Consider the following 15,337-nt stretch of genomic DNA (forward strand, 5'->3'; position numbering starts at 1 on the left):
AATCAGCGAGAATCAGTCGAACGATTGAGAAACTTTTCAGCCAGTTCTTCTAACTGTTTAAAGTTGAGTTTTCCTTGAATATTCCGAGGTAAAGACTCTACAGCAACCCAATATTTAGGCTGTTTAAACTTACTGAGTTTGTCTTGCAACGCTGTTTGCAAATTGGAGATAGAAACATCAGGAAAAGTAGGAATATAAACCGCAGTTACCACCTGTCCCCAATGATTATCCGATAAACCGACAACGGCGACATCCGCCACCAAACCCGTTGAACGAATAGCGGCTTCTACTTCCACCGGATACACATTTTCACCCCCCGTAATAATTTTATAGCTATTTCGCCCTACAATCGTTAAATATCCCTGTTCATCGAGATAACCCAAATCATCAGATTTTAGCGTTTGCAGGGGAAATTGGGGATTATACAGACCATAATATCCTAACATCAGAGAGTCTGCTTCTATCGAGAGAATTCCCAGTTTATTGACAGCTAATTCTTGATTTTTTTCACTATAAACTTTAATTTTAGCATGAGGTAAAACTTGACCATAACTGTTATTTCCTGCTAAAAAATCCTCCGGTTTGAGCGTAACAATTTGAGAGGCTGTTTCCGTCATTCCATAAGTAGGAGCGAGTCGAATTTGATGAAGTCTAGCCTGTTGTAATAAATCTAACCAAGCAGGCGCTCCCCCCAACAAAACGGTTTTAAATTGCGACAACCAATGAGTTATTTTAGGACTATTTAAAAGGCGTTGGAGTTGGGTAGGAACCAAAGAAATACAAAATTCGGAAGGGTTAATATTCGGGAATTCTCCGCTTTCCACCGCTTTAAACGGCAAAATTGCTAACTTTCCTCCCGTTGTAAAAGACCGTATAAATTGCATTAATCCGCTAACATGATATAATGGCAACGTACAGAAAGAATTGACTTTTTTTAAGTTAAAATATTGTTGGAATCCTTGCACCGACGCGATTAATGTTTCCCAAGTATGAATCACAAACCGCAGATTTCCCGATGAACCGCCAGTGGGAATCATAATTGAGTTGGGAGGAGTTGGAATAACAGAATTAGTCTGAATATAGGACGGGTTTAACTCCTCGAAATTTCCGAAAATCACATCGGGATGAACGATTTGAAAAACCTGTTTCCATTCCGCTTTTACCCAATTGGGATTACACAAAAAAACCGGACATTTGGTAACAACTGCGGCTAAAAAACTCGCTAAAAAAGCAGTGGGTTCAGGTTCAGCAAGGATAATTTTGGGATAAATTCCCTGAGTATGAATGAATTGAGTCAGTTCTTGAAAGCGATGTTGATAAATTTCATCAAACTCAACCCTATTATATCCAATTAACCAATCATCGGTTCTCAAATTGATATAATTTTTAACATCAGTTGATGAAGAAGTGATTTGAACTTGAAAAGATACCACGCTAATTTTTAACTCTAATATTTCTGTTTCTCACTTTATCAGAAAGTCGAACTGAATTCACCCCATCAACTTACATCATTTTCTTGAAACCAATGTCCAATTCCAAAACCAACCGCACGTTTAGAATCAGAAAGTTCAGCAGCTAACCTCAAAGCCGCTTGTCTTCCCAGTGAGGTTTCAAAGACTGATGAAAATACCGCATCAATTTGATTTTCAAGACACAACTTTCGCAGTTTTCGCGGAGAACCCACAATAGCAGGTTTAATCACAAAAACACCTCGCCAACCCCGTTGATAACAGTCTTGAATATGTGTAAGGTTAGCAACAGATTCATCTAAAGCAATAGCTGTAGAATAATCTTGACTCAACACTAAGATTTCATCAAACTGATTAACAGATAAAGGTTGTTCTATAAACTCTATTTTGAGACGATTAGATTGGATTTTATCACAAACCGATAACCATTGATTCGCCTCCTCCCAATTCAATCCCCCATTTGCATCTAACCGTAAGTAGACAACTTCTTGCTTTTCTGTTGATGAATTTATGATCTCTAAAATTTGCTGAGTTAACTGTTGAAAAATTAGAATTTCTTCAGAAATTGGATAAACTGCTATTTTCCATTTAAACGTTCTAAATCCTTGATTAAAAAGGGTTTTAAAGACTTGTAATGCAGCATTTCCTGATGGTAAAAGTCCACTAAACTTAAGTTTTTGTTCTAAGTTTAGAATATCCGATGAACAGTTAATCATTTCTAAAGCTGACTCAAACCCAAACTGACAAGCCGGAAGTTCATCAGGAATTGTAAAAACAAATTCAGACGTTAACTTTTTGGGGAGTTGCTGACAAAAATCTAAGGCTTGTTGTAGAGTTTCTGAACCAAACCAACTCAAAGGTGCAATTTCACCCCAACCGCTTTTTTCTTGTTCGTTGGTGAGGTGAATAATAATTCCTTCCCGTTTCTCCCAAATTCCGTGATGGGTTTTTAACGGTTGTTTAAATTTACGAGAATAGGGAGAAAAATTAAACAGGTAAACCATTACATTCTACCGACAAAACTCTTTCACCACTTTAACCCATTGTTGAGGATTTTCCAGATGAATATTATGACCGCAATTAGAAATAATTTCAAGCTTTACACTTGAACATAAATTCGCCATTTCTTGATTGATTTTAATAAACTTTTTATCCAATTCACCCACTAACAATAAAAATGAAATTTGACTCTCTGAAAGTTTTTCCCAAAGTGAAGGTTGATTTCCCGTTCCCATCCATCGCAAAGATTTTGCCAACTCGATTGGATTATTTTGCAGACGTCGTGCTAAAATGGTATTAAAGTCAGGATGATTTTTAAACGTTTTAAATAACAGCTTGTCGTACCAACTTTTTAAAAAATCTTCTAAGTCTTGTTTTTTCAGTTCTTCAGCGAGATTTAAGTCCGATAAATAACGTTGACTTCGCTCTTTTTCCGTTTTGAATCCCGGAGACGCTGATTCTAAAACAACTTTTTGGAAATATTGAGGATAGTGTAAGGCGAGATAAAGTGCTAACCTTCCTCCCATCGAATAACCAACCAGAAAACACCGTTTAATTTTTAATTCTTCTAACCAATTAATTAAGCCGTTAGCCGTATTTGCAAGGCTGTAAAACTCATCTCCTGCGTTAACTTGAGTATGTCCATGTCCGGGTAAATCAACCGCCAAACAATTAAATTTTTCTGATAAAAGGGAAATGACCGCGTTAAAATCCTTGCCATTTCCCATAAATCCATGTAAAAATAAGAGAATTGGTAAGCTGGTATTTTCCGTGCGAAAATAGTGAAAGTGATAAATTTGTGTCATCTACACCGAGTATTTATGAAGCTGAAACTCCACAGACATCAATCATAAATCCAGTGCAAAAAAGGAACAGCCGCCGCACAAAATGCCATAAAAACAAATAAACCGCCTAACATCCCAAATAGGAAAAATTCTTCACCTCGTTCTTTTGCTAATTTAACGATTAGATAGCTATAACCATAGCAAACGAGAAAGAAAATAACCGTGAAAGCTGTGAAGTAATATTCCATAAGTTAGATCACCACAAACTTGTCTGAAAACATTTTCAATTCAGCTTGAATTTTTTCAACTGACTTGAGACGTTTCATTTTCTATTGTAACGAAATTCCACAAAAAATGAGACTAAAAAAGGTGAATAATGTTAAACTATTATAATTTCTTTACAAAAGTTTGTATCACCCCTTTGTCTATCGAATAACCGGAGATTTAGGAGAAATGCCTGTTCTCTTTTATTTAAGGTTTCTATTAAGCAGAACCACTTCCGAGAATATACAAACTCAATAACGTGCCGCTATTCCACAAACAATGCAACAACATAGATGATAGCAAATTTCGCGATCGTGTATAGACAAACCCCAAAACAATCCCTAAAGTCATTAACGGAATGATTTCAGAAATATTCATGTGGGCGACAGCAAAAAATAAACTACTCAGTAAAATTGCACTTCCCATCGACATATATCGAGTCAGAGACGGGAGTAAAAACCCGCGAAACATAATCTCCTCAAACACAGGCGCCGCAATAGAAGCCGTTACAAAAAAGATCACCAAAGCAACCGGATCTCGATTTTCCAAAGCAATCGGTAAAAGCGGATTACTTCCCCCTTGTCCATGCCATAATTGTTGGTTAATTAAAGAGACTAAAATCACCAAAGGAAGTGCAGAAACATAACCCCCTAACCCCCAAAGAAACCAGTTTTTCTTCCAATCAAAATTAAACCATCCTTCGGGTAACGGGAAAAAAGGTTTCAACGAGAAAAATAAAACCGAGAATCCACCCGCCATCAAAAACCCATAATTTGCCCAGACATAAAAGGCTTTGCTGCGAACATCAAAACTCGCTGGATTGAGATTTAATAAGTTAAATATTAAACCCAATGTTAGCGGTACAACTAATTGTCCTACCAAGAAAAAACCAACAACAAATACCTGAATCAGCGTTTCTGCATCCCAAGGCGTTAACCAAGTAACATCAGTATTCTTAGCCAGAATAGATTCTTTTCCCTTCAATAGCAATTGAATCCCTAAAAGCACTAACAAAATCACACCAGCAAACAATCCAATTCCAGGAATTGCACTGATTATTGCAAGTTTAACCACTGCTTGTTTAGCAATTTGTTTTTCTTTTGCTTGCAGTGCTTGTAAATCTTCTTGCCGTTCTTGAACTTCATAAAGTCGAGACAACGCTTGATAACTAAACCAGCCTTCTAAGTTGTTTTCTATAGTTGATTCAGCCTCCGGTAAAATTCGCGCTGGATCACTCCAAATTCCCCTTAAAACTTGAGCAATTTGAATCTGTTGTTGAGTTTCATAGGATTGATTTGATTCAATCCAAGTCTGCCAAGTGTTTAATGCTTTTTCTGTTTTTCCTTGTTCGACTTGTAAAATTCCAATGCGAATTTCCAACTCATCTTGTAATTTTTCTAACGTTTCAATCGATTGAGAATTCGGTTCTAAGGTTTGAATTTTTTCGAGATTATCTTGCGCCGCTTCTTGTAAATTTTCATATTGTTGTAAAGCTGATTTAGAAGCATTCTCACCAAGTAAATTAGTTTTCAGTGTGTTAAAATCTTGTTTAAATTCCGGATCAGGTTGCCATTCTGTTGCGTGAAGAATAAGATTAGTTTGATAGAGTTCTAGACGGCTTTGAATTTGGGGTTGAGTAATACTATCAATTAAAGAACTCCCCACCAGTATAATCGTCAGTAAAGTCAGAATTCCTAAAATAATTCGCTTCGGTGTCATTGAGTCTCCCGAGAATCTTCAAGTTCACAAAGACGTTTATTATAACAAATTTTATGCTTCTTTATGATCAGGTATATTAACCCCCGAATCGACACCTAAACATCTCTTAATTGAATCCTTGTGTGAATTGCTACTTATAGTCTGTAGACAGAGAATCATCAGAGATAACATCATTGCTGAATGAAGCATGAGCCAAGAAAAAAGTTAGGGAGCAATATTAGACAACTTCGTAGGTCACAAGGACTTTCACAGGAAAAACTAGCAGAAAAAGCAGATCTACATCGAACTTATATTGGTGCAATTGAACGAGGTGAGCGAAATGTTAGTTTGGATAATATTGTCGCTATAGCTCATGCTCTGGGTGTCCCCGCTAGTAAACTTTTAGAAGGAGTTGATTAATTGCTAACATCTCCCTATAGAGGCTATCAAGAACATGAATGGTCGGCAATTACAAGGCAACTAATTGAGGAATTTCCGCTTTCAAGTGAAGTTATAATTTCTACGGTAGAGGCTGCATGGGAAGATCTTTATTCTTCAAGCTTTGGTGATTTTAGATTACAAATTGGTCGAGATATCTTTTTACCCGCTCAAGCGATAGGAGTTATTTTAGAACGTTTAATTGCTGTTCGTCTCGCTCATCAAAATTCGGGTTGGAGAGGAAGTCAAACCAAGCCAGAAAAAGATATCGTTTGTACTTTTAATGAGCGTTATTCCTTTGAAATTAAAACATCTTCGAGTAAAAATAGTTTTTATGGAAATAGGAGTACAGGTTATCGTTCAGATAATCGCTTGAAGTCCAGAACAGGTTATTATCTCATTATTAACTACAAACTACCTAAAGAAGATGATTTGGAGCGAAAAATATGGAAAATCCGTTTTGGTTGGATTGATGATGAAGACTGGATAGGTCAAAATAAACCGACAGGACAACAAGCATCTATTGGTACTAAAAAAGCAGGTTTGAAGTTAGTAACACTCAAGAGTAGTCAGTAAGCAACTCAAATAAACTTTTCTGTTCAACTCGATTTGATTGTTCGTCAAGAAATGTTTTAATTCGCTTAATTGCCATATCAATATATAAATCATTAATCTCAAAACCTATTATCTTGCGACCATTACGGATAGCGGCTTCTGCGGTTGAACCCGAACCCAAAAAAGGATCAAAAACAATATCTCCTAAATTACTACTGGCTAGAATAATACGGCTAACAAGCTGAATCGGAAATTGAGCAGGATGAGAAGTTCTTTCTTTTGAACTACGATTTTTTCCCGATGTTACTTTAGGAATTTGCCAAACATCGGTAGGATTTTTACCTTTAGTATTACATTTGAGCTTACCGTTTTTCTTTTGATGGGGATATTTAACATTTGGATCGCGCACATCATCTAAATTAAAAATATAATGATTAGCGTCCTTAACATACCACAAAAATTTTTCATTACGAGGAGAAAAAAATAATTTTCCCGCCACACCTGCACTATAATTCCAAACAATTTCTTGAATTAAATAAAAAGGCACTTTATCCCAAATTAGATAAGGAATCGGAATAGCTTTAGCTTGATGAGGAAGGGATAGATATCCTAAATTCAACCAAAATGCTCCGTCTCTCGATGTGCAGCGATAGACTTGAGCAATCCATTCAACCATCCAAGCAATATAATCCTCTACAGATAACACTGATTCATATTCTTTCCCAATATTATAGGGAGGAGAAGTTACAGTTAAACTAAAATACCCTTCAGGTAATTGATTCATTAACTTTAAACAATCACCTTGATAAATTAATACATCCTGATCTTCATAAGCAGGACTTCCTAAAAATGACTTAAATTCCTCTAACTCATTCCTCATTTTTCACTCATCAAATCAATATCATATCAGTTCAAGTTGGGTACAAGATCAAGGGCGCTTGCACCCAACATTGAATCAATTAACAGTCTAAATCCGTCACCGCCCCCACACTACTCGAAGACACTAACTTCGCATATTTAGCTAAAACACCTTTTGTGTAACGAGGTTGAGGCGGTTGCCAATTTTGACGGCGTTGTTCCAATACCTGATCAGAAATATTCACCTGCAATAACCGTTGTGAAGCATCAATCGTAATACTATCGCCCTCTTGAACCAACGCAATATTACCACCAACGGCAGCTTCTGGGGCAACATGACCGACAACCAAGCCATAAGTTCCCCCCGAAAACCGTCCATCGGTAATCAAGCCCACAGAATCCCCTAAGCCTGCCCCAATAATTGCGGAAGTCGGCGCCAACATTTCTCGCATTCCGGGGCCACCTTTGGGGCCTTCATAGCGAACCACCAAAACATCTCCAGCTTGAATTTTACCCGCTAAAATCGCCTCTAAACACTGTTCTTCCGACTCAAATACCCGTGCGGGGCCAGTCATTTGCGGTTTTTTCACGCCTGTAATTTTAGCAACACTGCCTTCTGTGGCGAGATTTCCCTTCAAAATCGCTAAATGCCCTTGCTTGTACATCGGATTATTCCAGGGGCGAATCACCTCTTGATCCGCAGACGGTTGAGAGGGAATATCAGCCAACTGTTCGGCAACCGTTTTCCCGGTAATCGTTAAAGCATCACCATGAATTAAACCCTGTTCGAGAAGCATTTTCATAATCAGCGGAACGCCACCCGCTTTGTGAAAATCCGTCGTGACAAATCGCCCACTGGGTTTAAGATCACATAAAACCGGAACCCGTCCCCGAATTGTTTCAAAATCATCAATCGTCAGTTCCACATCTGCTGCATAAGCAATCGCCAACAAGTGTAATACCGAGTTTGTCGAACCGCCCACCGCCATAATCACAGCGATCGCATTTTCAAACGCCTTGCGGGTGAGAATTTGCTTCGGTAAAATCCGTTGACTAATCGCCTCACGCAACACAAACGCAGACTTTTCGGTACTATCAGCCTTTTCCGCATCTTCAGAAGCCATTGTGGAAGAATACATTAAACTCATCCCCATCGCTTCAAACGCCGAAGACATAGTATTTGCCGTAAACATTCCCCCACAAGACCCCGAACCCGGACAAGCAAGGCGTTCAATATCGAGTAAGCGATCATCATCAAGTTTCCCGGCGCTGTATTCGCCGACAGCCTCAAACGCACTGACAACCGTTAAATCACAACCGTTTAAATTCCCCGGTTTAATCGTACCGCCATACACAAAAATTGCCGGAATATTCATCCTCGCGATCGCAATCATCGCCCCAGGCATATTTTTATCACAACCGCCAATCGCCAAAACGCCATCCATACTCTGCCCATTACAAGCAGTTTCAATCGCATCGGCGATCACCTCTCGGGAAACCAGAGAATATTTCATCCCCTCGGTTCCCATGGCAATGCCATCACTAACAGTAATCGTCCCAAACATTTGAGGCATAGCGTCGGCTTGTTTTAATGCCGTTTCAGCACGATGCGCCAAATCGTTCAATCCAATGTTGCAGGGAGTAATGGTACTGTAACCATTAGCAATGCCGACAATAGGCTTATTAAAGTCCTCATCCCCAAACCCTACCGCTCGGAGCATCGCCCGGTTCGGTGTGCGTTTCTTTCCTTGGGTGATGGCTTGACTTCTAAAGTTATCTGACATGAGTCTCTCCTGTCTCCAGGTTTAATGGTATTGTGGTCTGTTGCAAGTGGGGCGCGATTCTCCCATCTATCGGTGGTACGCGACGATCTACCAATCGGGTTTAACTCAATTGTTACCCCGTTCCCTTTCTCTATATTTCTATTGTCGCAGAGTGTGGAGATTTCTCCTCAACCAAGTTGAGGTTGTTAGAGTGCAGGTGAGTGACGATGCCAATCTCAGAGTTAAGATGGCAGTGTTTTCACCCTCAATCCTCTGGGAAGATGGGAGGGCGCGGAAAACGACAGCAGAACTCGAAGTATGAACTCGAACTTATAAAAAGAATCAATAGAGGTAAATTCTATGCAAGTTGATGAACTTTTGGAACGATATAAAGCAGGCGAACGGATGTTTCGAGCCGTTAACTTAATTGGAGTAGATCTAAGAGGTGTAGATTTAAGCGAAGCCATTCTAGTACGAGCAAACTTGCAAGATACAAGCTTTGTTAATGCCAACCTGACTCAAGTGAATTTCCGCGAAGCTAAATTGATGGGGGTTGATCTCAGCGATGCGAACTTAATGGAAGCCAACCTGATCGGCGCTAACCTCACCAATGCTAAATTTGATCGCTGTGATCTGACTGGATCAAATCTGCGGGGATCTTCGTCTAAGTTGGTCAGTCTCACCCAAGCCAATCTCACCGATGCCAACCTCACCGAAGCCAATCTCGCCGAAGCGAATTTTGTCGGGGCGAATCTCACCAATGCTACCCTGATTCGGACTAACTTAATGAAAGCAAACCTGACTGGGGCGGTTCTTGAAGGGGCAAATCTCACCAACGTTATCCTCAGAGAATCGATCTTAGAAGGAGCGAATTTAATTCACGCAACGCTCAGTGGTGCATTATTAATTAGTGCCAACTTCACCGACGCTGATATGAGTCGTGTGACGATGATTGGTGCCGATTTGAGCGATGCCAACTTGAGTGGAGTCAACCTACGTGCGGCGAATGTGAGTTGGACAACCCTACGCGGGGCTAATCTCAGTCGGGCGCGACTTTATCGCACGAAACTCAGTTGGTCAAATCTCAGTGGGGCGAATCTGATTGAAGCGGTACTCCTCGATACTCGCTTAGATCACGCTAATCTGCGAGATGTAGACATCCGAGGCGCAATATTACCCGATCGACGCGAGTAAATAACTATGTCAAATCGTAACAAATCTGAGTAACTTCCCTAGTGTACCGTGCCACAATTGAAGAAGAACTTGGAGACCCTAATTAATGGAGATCAAAGAACTTTTACAGCGTTATGCCACTGGAGAACGAGATTTTAGAAAAATTAATCTCATTGGGGCGCGTCTTGTTCACGCTAACCTACCAGGGGTTAACTTTGAGTCAGCCTCCCTCGCGGGGGCGAACCTCACCCGCACCAAACTCAATGAAAGCAATCTCAATAATGCTTTCCTCTACGCGAGTAATCTTAACTATATTCAACTGGGTAAAGGGCAACTCGTCGCCGCTGATCTCACCAAAGCTAACCTCGAAGGCGCATTTTTGGTGAAATCAAATTTACAGGGAGTTAAACTCAGTGGTGCAATTTTGCGCGGGGTCAACTTACGTTCAGCGAATCTCTCCGGTGTAAACTTATGTGGGGCAAATCTCAGCGGGGTAAATTTGCGATCGGCAAATCTCACAGGCGCTAACCTCTGTTGGGCAAATCTCAGCTATGCTCGTTTAAATGGTGTCACACTCCATGAGACTCGTCTGACGGGGGTGATTTTGAATCATGCTCATTTGGTGGAAGTAGACTTCTCAGAAATGGATTTAAACGGGGTTGATTTCTCCGAAGCAAACCTCAAAAAAGCTAACTTACAAAAGACGGATCTCACCGCCGCTAACTTCCATCTCGCCCAAATGACACAAGTGAACCTCACAAAAGCCACTCTCAATGGAGCAAACTTAACTGAAGCTATTTTAAAACACAGTAATCTCACCGAAGCTGTTTTACTTCGAGTTGATTTAACTGACGCGAACTTAACTGAGGCGAATTTAAGTGGGGCGAATCTCAATTTGTCAACCCTTGCAGGGACAAACTTCACAAACGCAAAACTCCAACACGCTTACTTATGGAAAGCTGATTTACGCGGTGCAAATCTAGAAGGCGCTCAGTTACAAGGTGCAAGTTTACGCAGTGCTAATCTAGAAGGTGCAAATCTCACAGGAGCCAATTTAACCGATACTATTATGCCAGATGGTTCGACTTATCATGATGTCGCGAATTTAAGTCTGTGTTCCTGATTTTAGCTTCAAATCTGCTCAAAATTTATGTCTTATTTAACCACACCTGAATCCATTCAAGCTGTTATTTCTCAACTCTCTTCTGCTGAAATATTATGGCTCGATACCGAAGTTGCAGATTACAAAAACAAACCTCGGTTATCTTTGATTCAAGTTTTAACAACACCTAACGAGATAAAAAGCGATCATCTCTACCTCTTTGATGTTTTAGATCAACCCGAATTAACGACTCTGTTTATTGAGGAAATTATGGCAAATCCGGCCATTGAAAAAGTCTTTCATAATGCCAACTATGACTTAAAATTATTAGGAAAAAAACAGTCTAAAAATGTCACCTGTACTTTGGTAATGGCAAAAAAAATCCCCTATTATTTGCTTCCCGTTCCCAACTATCAACTCAAGACATTAGCCACTCAACTCGGTGACTTTACCAATATTGATAAACAAGAACAAAGTAGCGATTGGGGACAACGCCCACTCACCGAAAAACAGCTTGAATATGCTCAAATGGATGTAGTATATTTAGCTCAGATTCATCAATGTTTGCTCAAACTCCAACCCCTTGCTTCACCCGATCCAACAACAGAAGATCTCAACAAACTCGCCACTCGTTATCAAGAAATTGCCCATGACTGGAAACAACTAGACTCGGAAATTACCCACATTCAAGATCGTCTCAAACAAGCGATGAAAACTCAACAGGTTGATCAGACAGACAGCTTTAAATTATCCAGTTCCCAACGCAAAACCCTAAAAACCACCTTTGCTCAACTCTCAGAATTTGTACAGACTCAAAACCTAGAGCTTGATTTCCCCCTAACCTTAACTCAAGCCTTACAAAAACAACTCGGAGAAACAATTCAACAACTTCCTACCCAAGAAGAAAATACAACCGTCTGGCGTCTGATTCCCAAAGCAAAAGATCACAATTCCGAGTCCGAGTTTCCCCCATTCTGATCTTCTTCTGTCCTAAGTTTCTGTCTCAGGTTTAGCAGGTAACAGATAAATTATTCCTGAAATTAACGTTAAAGCCACCGCCGCCCAAAACCCGACTAAACTGGCAATTTCCCACTCAGAAGGTAAAGGTGCAATTAACAAACAAATCGCAATAATCTGCACAACCGTTTTGAGTTTTCCCCAGATATTCGCCCCTGAAATTTTAGTTTTATTGACTCGCCAACCTGCGATCGCCAATTCTCGCGCTAAAATCAAAAATACACCCCAAGCTGGAACTTGTCCAAGTTCAACCAACGCCAAAAGTGGCGCCAACACGAGCAATTTATCCACCAACGGATCAAGAAATTTCCCGAGATCAGTTACTTGGTTGAGTTTCCGGGCGAGATAGCCATCTAGCCAGTCTGTAGAAGCCGCGACAACAAAAACCGCAAAACAAATCCACCGACTTTCTAACGTCGGTTCGTGTAACCCATAAAGAAGTATCGGAACACCCAATAAACGAGAGAACGTGATCCAGGTGGGTAGATTCATCTCTAACTCCTCGCCTTCTATTCAACAAACAGAAATCCAATTTGATCAGACCGTATCTATGAGTATATAACCTTTTCAAAATTAAAATCTAGCCAGGAGTTCCTCAGCTAGACTTTCGGTTATGACAGATTTAAGGGTTTCTAGGACAACTGATGGAGTAATGAAGGGTGATTAGTAAGCTCCATCTTTATTGAGAACGGCTGTAATTGTTTTGATGATCAGCACGATATCATAGAACCTAGACCACTTGCGTTGATAGTTAATATCCATCATCACAATTTCTTCAAAATCATCAATACTTGAACGACCATTTGCTTGCCATTCTCCGGTAATTCCAGGTTTTACATCTAATCGTCGCCAGTGATGATCTTCGTATTTCTCAACTTCATCGGGAGTCGGAGGACGAGTTCCAACGATGCTCATTTCTCCCTGTAAAACATTCCAAAATTGCGGAAACTCATCGAGACTTGTCTTTCTTAAAAATTGACCTAAACGAGTAATACGGGGATCGCAATCATTCTTGAAAATATGACCTTTAGCTTGGTTTTCTACCAAATGTTTCATTTGATCGGCGTTAACAACCATTGATCGGAATTTCCACATCCGAAAGGGTTTCCCTCTAAAACCACAGCGAACTTGACTGTATAAAAGCGGCCCTGGATCATCAAAACACATAATAATCTTAATCGGAATCGCCACAGTAATAGTAATTGTTAATCCAATTAATGCCACAAAAATATCAAGAATACGTTTGAATTTTGAACGAACTGAAGGATGTATTCTTTTCCCAAAGGAGAAAGGATTAGAATGATATCCTTTAATTAAATATTTGTCCGCTGCATGGATAGAGGACTTAAAAATACCAGTCATAACACTTAACCCCGGTTATTTGTAAAACATAAGTTGGACTCTAAGTTCATTCTAAATAAAATTGTTATTCAGTGGAAGTTTTGTATTGAGGTTTGACTAAATTTTTACGAAAGCTTTAAAAATTTGATTCGTTTTTTCACAAATCCCCCATATTTGTAAATATTTAGTGGTTAATATTTAGAGATAGATTGGTGAACAGGACAGAAAAGGGGATAAAGCAGGAGGAAATGAACAACTTGATGGACTCCAACCTTTTATATCAAAATTAAATTAAACAACAAAATGTAACTTAGGATACAGTTTATTGGTTTGAATATGTGTTTTTCTACGCACAGGCAAGAGACAAAGAAGACTGGCAATTAAAGCATCCGTAAAAACTCGTTAAAATCCATTCCCATCAGCACGACTGGAGTTCAAACGGGGATTTGAGGATATTATGACTAGAAACGAGAAAAATAATCCTTTAAATCTTGAGAAACTTGACTCGCCAGAAAATACATCCCGAACAAGTTTGGTAATGCCATTGTCAGATACATCGCATCACTAAATTGAATCACAGAACTGGGGTTCGCAACAGATCCCATAAAAATCGCCAGTAAAAATAGAAGTTTATAAATAATCGCTGTGCGACTTCCTAATAAATATTCCCAACAAAGTTGACCATAATAGCCCCAGGAAATCATCGTCGAAAAGGCAAATAAAAACACGGCCAAAGCCAAAACATAAGGAAAACCAGGAATAACTGTAGAAAATGCCGCAGACGTTAATTCAGAACCGCCTAAACTTGAAAATTCAGGATTGTGATCAGCACCCGTGAGAATAATCACTAAAGCAGTCAAATTACAAACAATAATCGTATCAATAAAAGGTTCTAAAACTGCAACAATCCCTTCCCGAACAGGTTCATCCGTTTTAGCTGCTGAATGGGCGATCGCTGCAATTCCTAACCCCGCTTCGTTAGAAAAAGCCGAACGTCTAAAGCCCTGAATAATCGCCCCTAACGTTCCTCCCGTTGCTGCTTTAAAACTAAACGCACTGGTAAAAATTGTGGTAATTGCAGCCGGAATTGCGGTAAAATGAGTTAATATGACATAAGCTGCGCCCAAAATATATATCCCACACATAAACGGTACAATTGTCGCCGCCACCGAAGCAATCCGACGAATCCCGCCCAAAATTACTAACCCCACTAAAAATACCATTAAAATCCCATAAATCCAGCCCTGTTCTGCTATGATTGGAATAACCTGAGCAACCCCAACTTTAGACTGATTGGATTGATAAATACTCGAACTTCCTAACGCCCCACAAATCGCTAAAATTGCAAATAAAATGGCTAAAATTCTTCCGAGTTGCGGTTGACCTATTTTAGCTAAACCCTCGGATAGATAATACATCGGCCCTCCTGCAACTGTTCCATCTGGCTTAACTAAGCGGTATTTTTGACCTAAAGTACACTCAACAAATTTAGTGGTCATTCCTAAAAAGCCCGCCAACGTTAACCAAAAACAAGCCCCAGGCCCTCCTAAACGAATAGCAATTGCAACTCCCGCAATATTCCCCAGTCCAACAGTTGCAGATAAAGCCGTTGCCAAGGCTTGAAAATGGGAAACTTCCCCCACTTCATTCGGGTTATCGTATTTTCCCCGAACAATATCTATGGCGTGTTTAAATGCCCGAATATTAACAAACCTCATCCAAACTGTAAAAATAGCCCCGCCAGAAATCAACCACAGAACAATTAAGGGCATTCCACCAATCTCAAAAAAGATGATATCATTAATCAGTTTGAGAACTTGGGAAAAGCTGGCTGAAAGATAATCCAGAGCATTTATGTCAGTTTTAATGAAATTA

The 15,337-nt window shown here is 39.7% G+C and carries 15 protein-coding genes; 5 read left to right on the plus strand and 10 right to left on the minus strand.

Features of this window, described 5'->3' with window-relative positions; genetic code table 11:
* Positions 1-2 precede the first annotated feature (2 nt).
* The 5 genes from L8106_RS12025 to L8106_RS12045 form a co-directional block, all read right to left on the minus strand.
* Entirely contained in the window at positions 3-1,433 is a 1,431-nt protein-coding gene (locus tag L8106_RS12025; protein ID WP_009784577.1) for a 2-succinylbenzoate--CoA ligase, read from the minus strand.
* Positions 1,434-1,498: 65 nt separating this feature from the next.
* Positions 1,499-2,473, minus strand: coding sequence for an o-succinylbenzoate synthase (locus L8106_RS12030; RefSeq protein ID WP_009784578.1), 975 nt, complete (start codon positions 2,471-2,473; stop codon positions 1,499-1,501).
* A 6-nt stretch (positions 2,474-2,479) separates the two neighbouring features.
* Positions 2,480-3,274: a 2-succinyl-6-hydroxy-2,4-cyclohexadiene-1-carboxylate synthase gene (gene menH, locus L8106_RS12035; RefSeq protein ID WP_009784579.1), complete on the minus strand. Its 795-nt coding sequence runs from the start codon at positions 3,272-3,274 to the stop codon at positions 2,480-2,482.
* A 38-nt stretch (positions 3,275-3,312) separates the two neighbouring features.
* Positions 3,313-3,501 (minus strand): hypothetical protein, encoded by a 189-nt coding sequence (locus L8106_RS12040; RefSeq protein ID WP_009784580.1) that lies wholly within the window; start codon positions 3,499-3,501, stop codon positions 3,313-3,315.
* Positions 3,502-3,736: 235 nt separating this feature from the next.
* On the minus strand, positions 3,737-5,236 hold the full coding sequence (locus tag L8106_RS12045; protein WP_009784581.1) for a type II CAAX endopeptidase family protein: 1,500 nt from the start codon (positions 5,234-5,236) through the stop codon (positions 3,737-3,739).
* A gap of 180 nt (positions 5,237-5,416) precedes the next feature.
* Here L8106_RS12045 and L8106_RS12050 point away from each other — a divergent pair, with 180 nt between their 5' ends.
* Together L8106_RS12050 and L8106_RS12055 are read left to right on the plus strand one after the other, a co-directional pair.
* A complete protein-coding gene (locus L8106_RS12050; protein WP_009784582.1) occupies positions 5,417-5,635 on the plus strand; it encodes a helix-turn-helix domain-containing protein in 219 nt (72 codons plus the stop codon).
* Entirely contained in the window at positions 5,636-6,229 is a 594-nt protein-coding gene (locus tag L8106_RS12055) for a ScaI family restriction endonuclease (RefSeq protein WP_009784583.1), read from the plus strand.
* Here the strand turns inward: L8106_RS12055 and L8106_RS12060 are convergent.
* Together L8106_RS12060 and ilvD are read right to left on the minus strand one after the other, a co-directional pair.
* Positions 6,213-7,088: a site-specific DNA-methyltransferase gene (locus L8106_RS12060; RefSeq protein ID WP_009784584.1), complete on the minus strand. Its 876-nt coding sequence runs from the start codon at positions 7,086-7,088 to the stop codon at positions 6,213-6,215. The genes L8106_RS12055 and L8106_RS12060 overlap by 17 nt on opposite strands.
* A gap of 79 nt (positions 7,089-7,167) precedes the next feature.
* Positions 7,168-8,850, minus strand: coding sequence for a dihydroxy-acid dehydratase (gene ilvD, locus L8106_RS12065; RefSeq protein WP_009784585.1), 1,683 nt, complete (start codon positions 8,848-8,850; stop codon positions 7,168-7,170).
* 339 nt (positions 8,851-9,189) lie between these two features.
* On the opposite strand from ilvD, the gene L8106_RS12070 reads away from it, so the two are divergent.
* The 3 genes from L8106_RS12070 (at position 9,190) to L8106_RS12080 (ending at position 12,082) form a co-directional block, all read left to right on the plus strand.
* Positions 9,190-10,023, plus strand: a complete 834-nt coding sequence (locus L8106_RS12070) for a pentapeptide repeat-containing protein (RefSeq protein ID WP_009784586.1) — start codon at positions 9,190-9,192, stop codon at positions 10,021-10,023.
* 85 nt (positions 10,024-10,108) lie between these two features.
* Positions 10,109-11,125 carry a pentapeptide repeat-containing protein gene (locus tag L8106_RS12075; protein ID WP_009784587.1) on the plus strand — a complete coding sequence of 339 codons (1,017 nt, stop codon included), beginning with the start codon at positions 10,109-10,111 and terminating at the stop codon, positions 11,123-11,125.
* A gap of 27 nt (positions 11,126-11,152) precedes the next feature.
* Positions 11,153-12,082: a 3'-5' exonuclease gene (locus L8106_RS12080; protein ID WP_009784588.1), complete on the plus strand. Its 930-nt coding sequence runs from the start codon at positions 11,153-11,155 to the stop codon at positions 12,080-12,082.
* A gap of 12 nt (positions 12,083-12,094) precedes the next feature.
* Here the strand turns inward: L8106_RS12080 and pgsA are convergent, their stop codons facing one another.
* From pgsA to L8106_RS12095, 3 genes are all read right to left on the minus strand, one after another.
* Positions 12,095-12,613 (minus strand): CDP-diacylglycerol--glycerol-3-phosphate 3-phosphatidyltransferase, encoded by a 519-nt coding sequence (pgsA, locus tag L8106_RS12085; protein ID WP_009784589.1) that lies wholly within the window; start codon positions 12,611-12,613, stop codon positions 12,095-12,097.
* Between the two features lie 171 nt (positions 12,614-12,784).
* Positions 12,785-13,483 carry a sugar transferase gene (locus tag L8106_RS12090; RefSeq protein WP_009784590.1) on the minus strand — a complete coding sequence of 233 codons (699 nt, stop codon included), beginning with the start codon at positions 13,481-13,483 and terminating at the stop codon, positions 12,785-12,787.
* A 440-nt stretch (positions 13,484-13,923) separates the two neighbouring features.
* Entirely contained in the window at positions 13,924-15,309 is a 1,386-nt protein-coding gene (locus tag L8106_RS12095) for an alanine/glycine:cation symporter family protein (protein WP_369748243.1), read from the minus strand.
* Between the last annotated feature and the right edge of the window lie 28 nt (positions 15,310-15,337).

The organism is Lyngbya sp. PCC 8106, assembly GCF_000169095.1.
Lineage (GTDB): Bacteria > Cyanobacteriota > Cyanobacteriia > Cyanobacteriales > Microcoleaceae > Capilliphycus.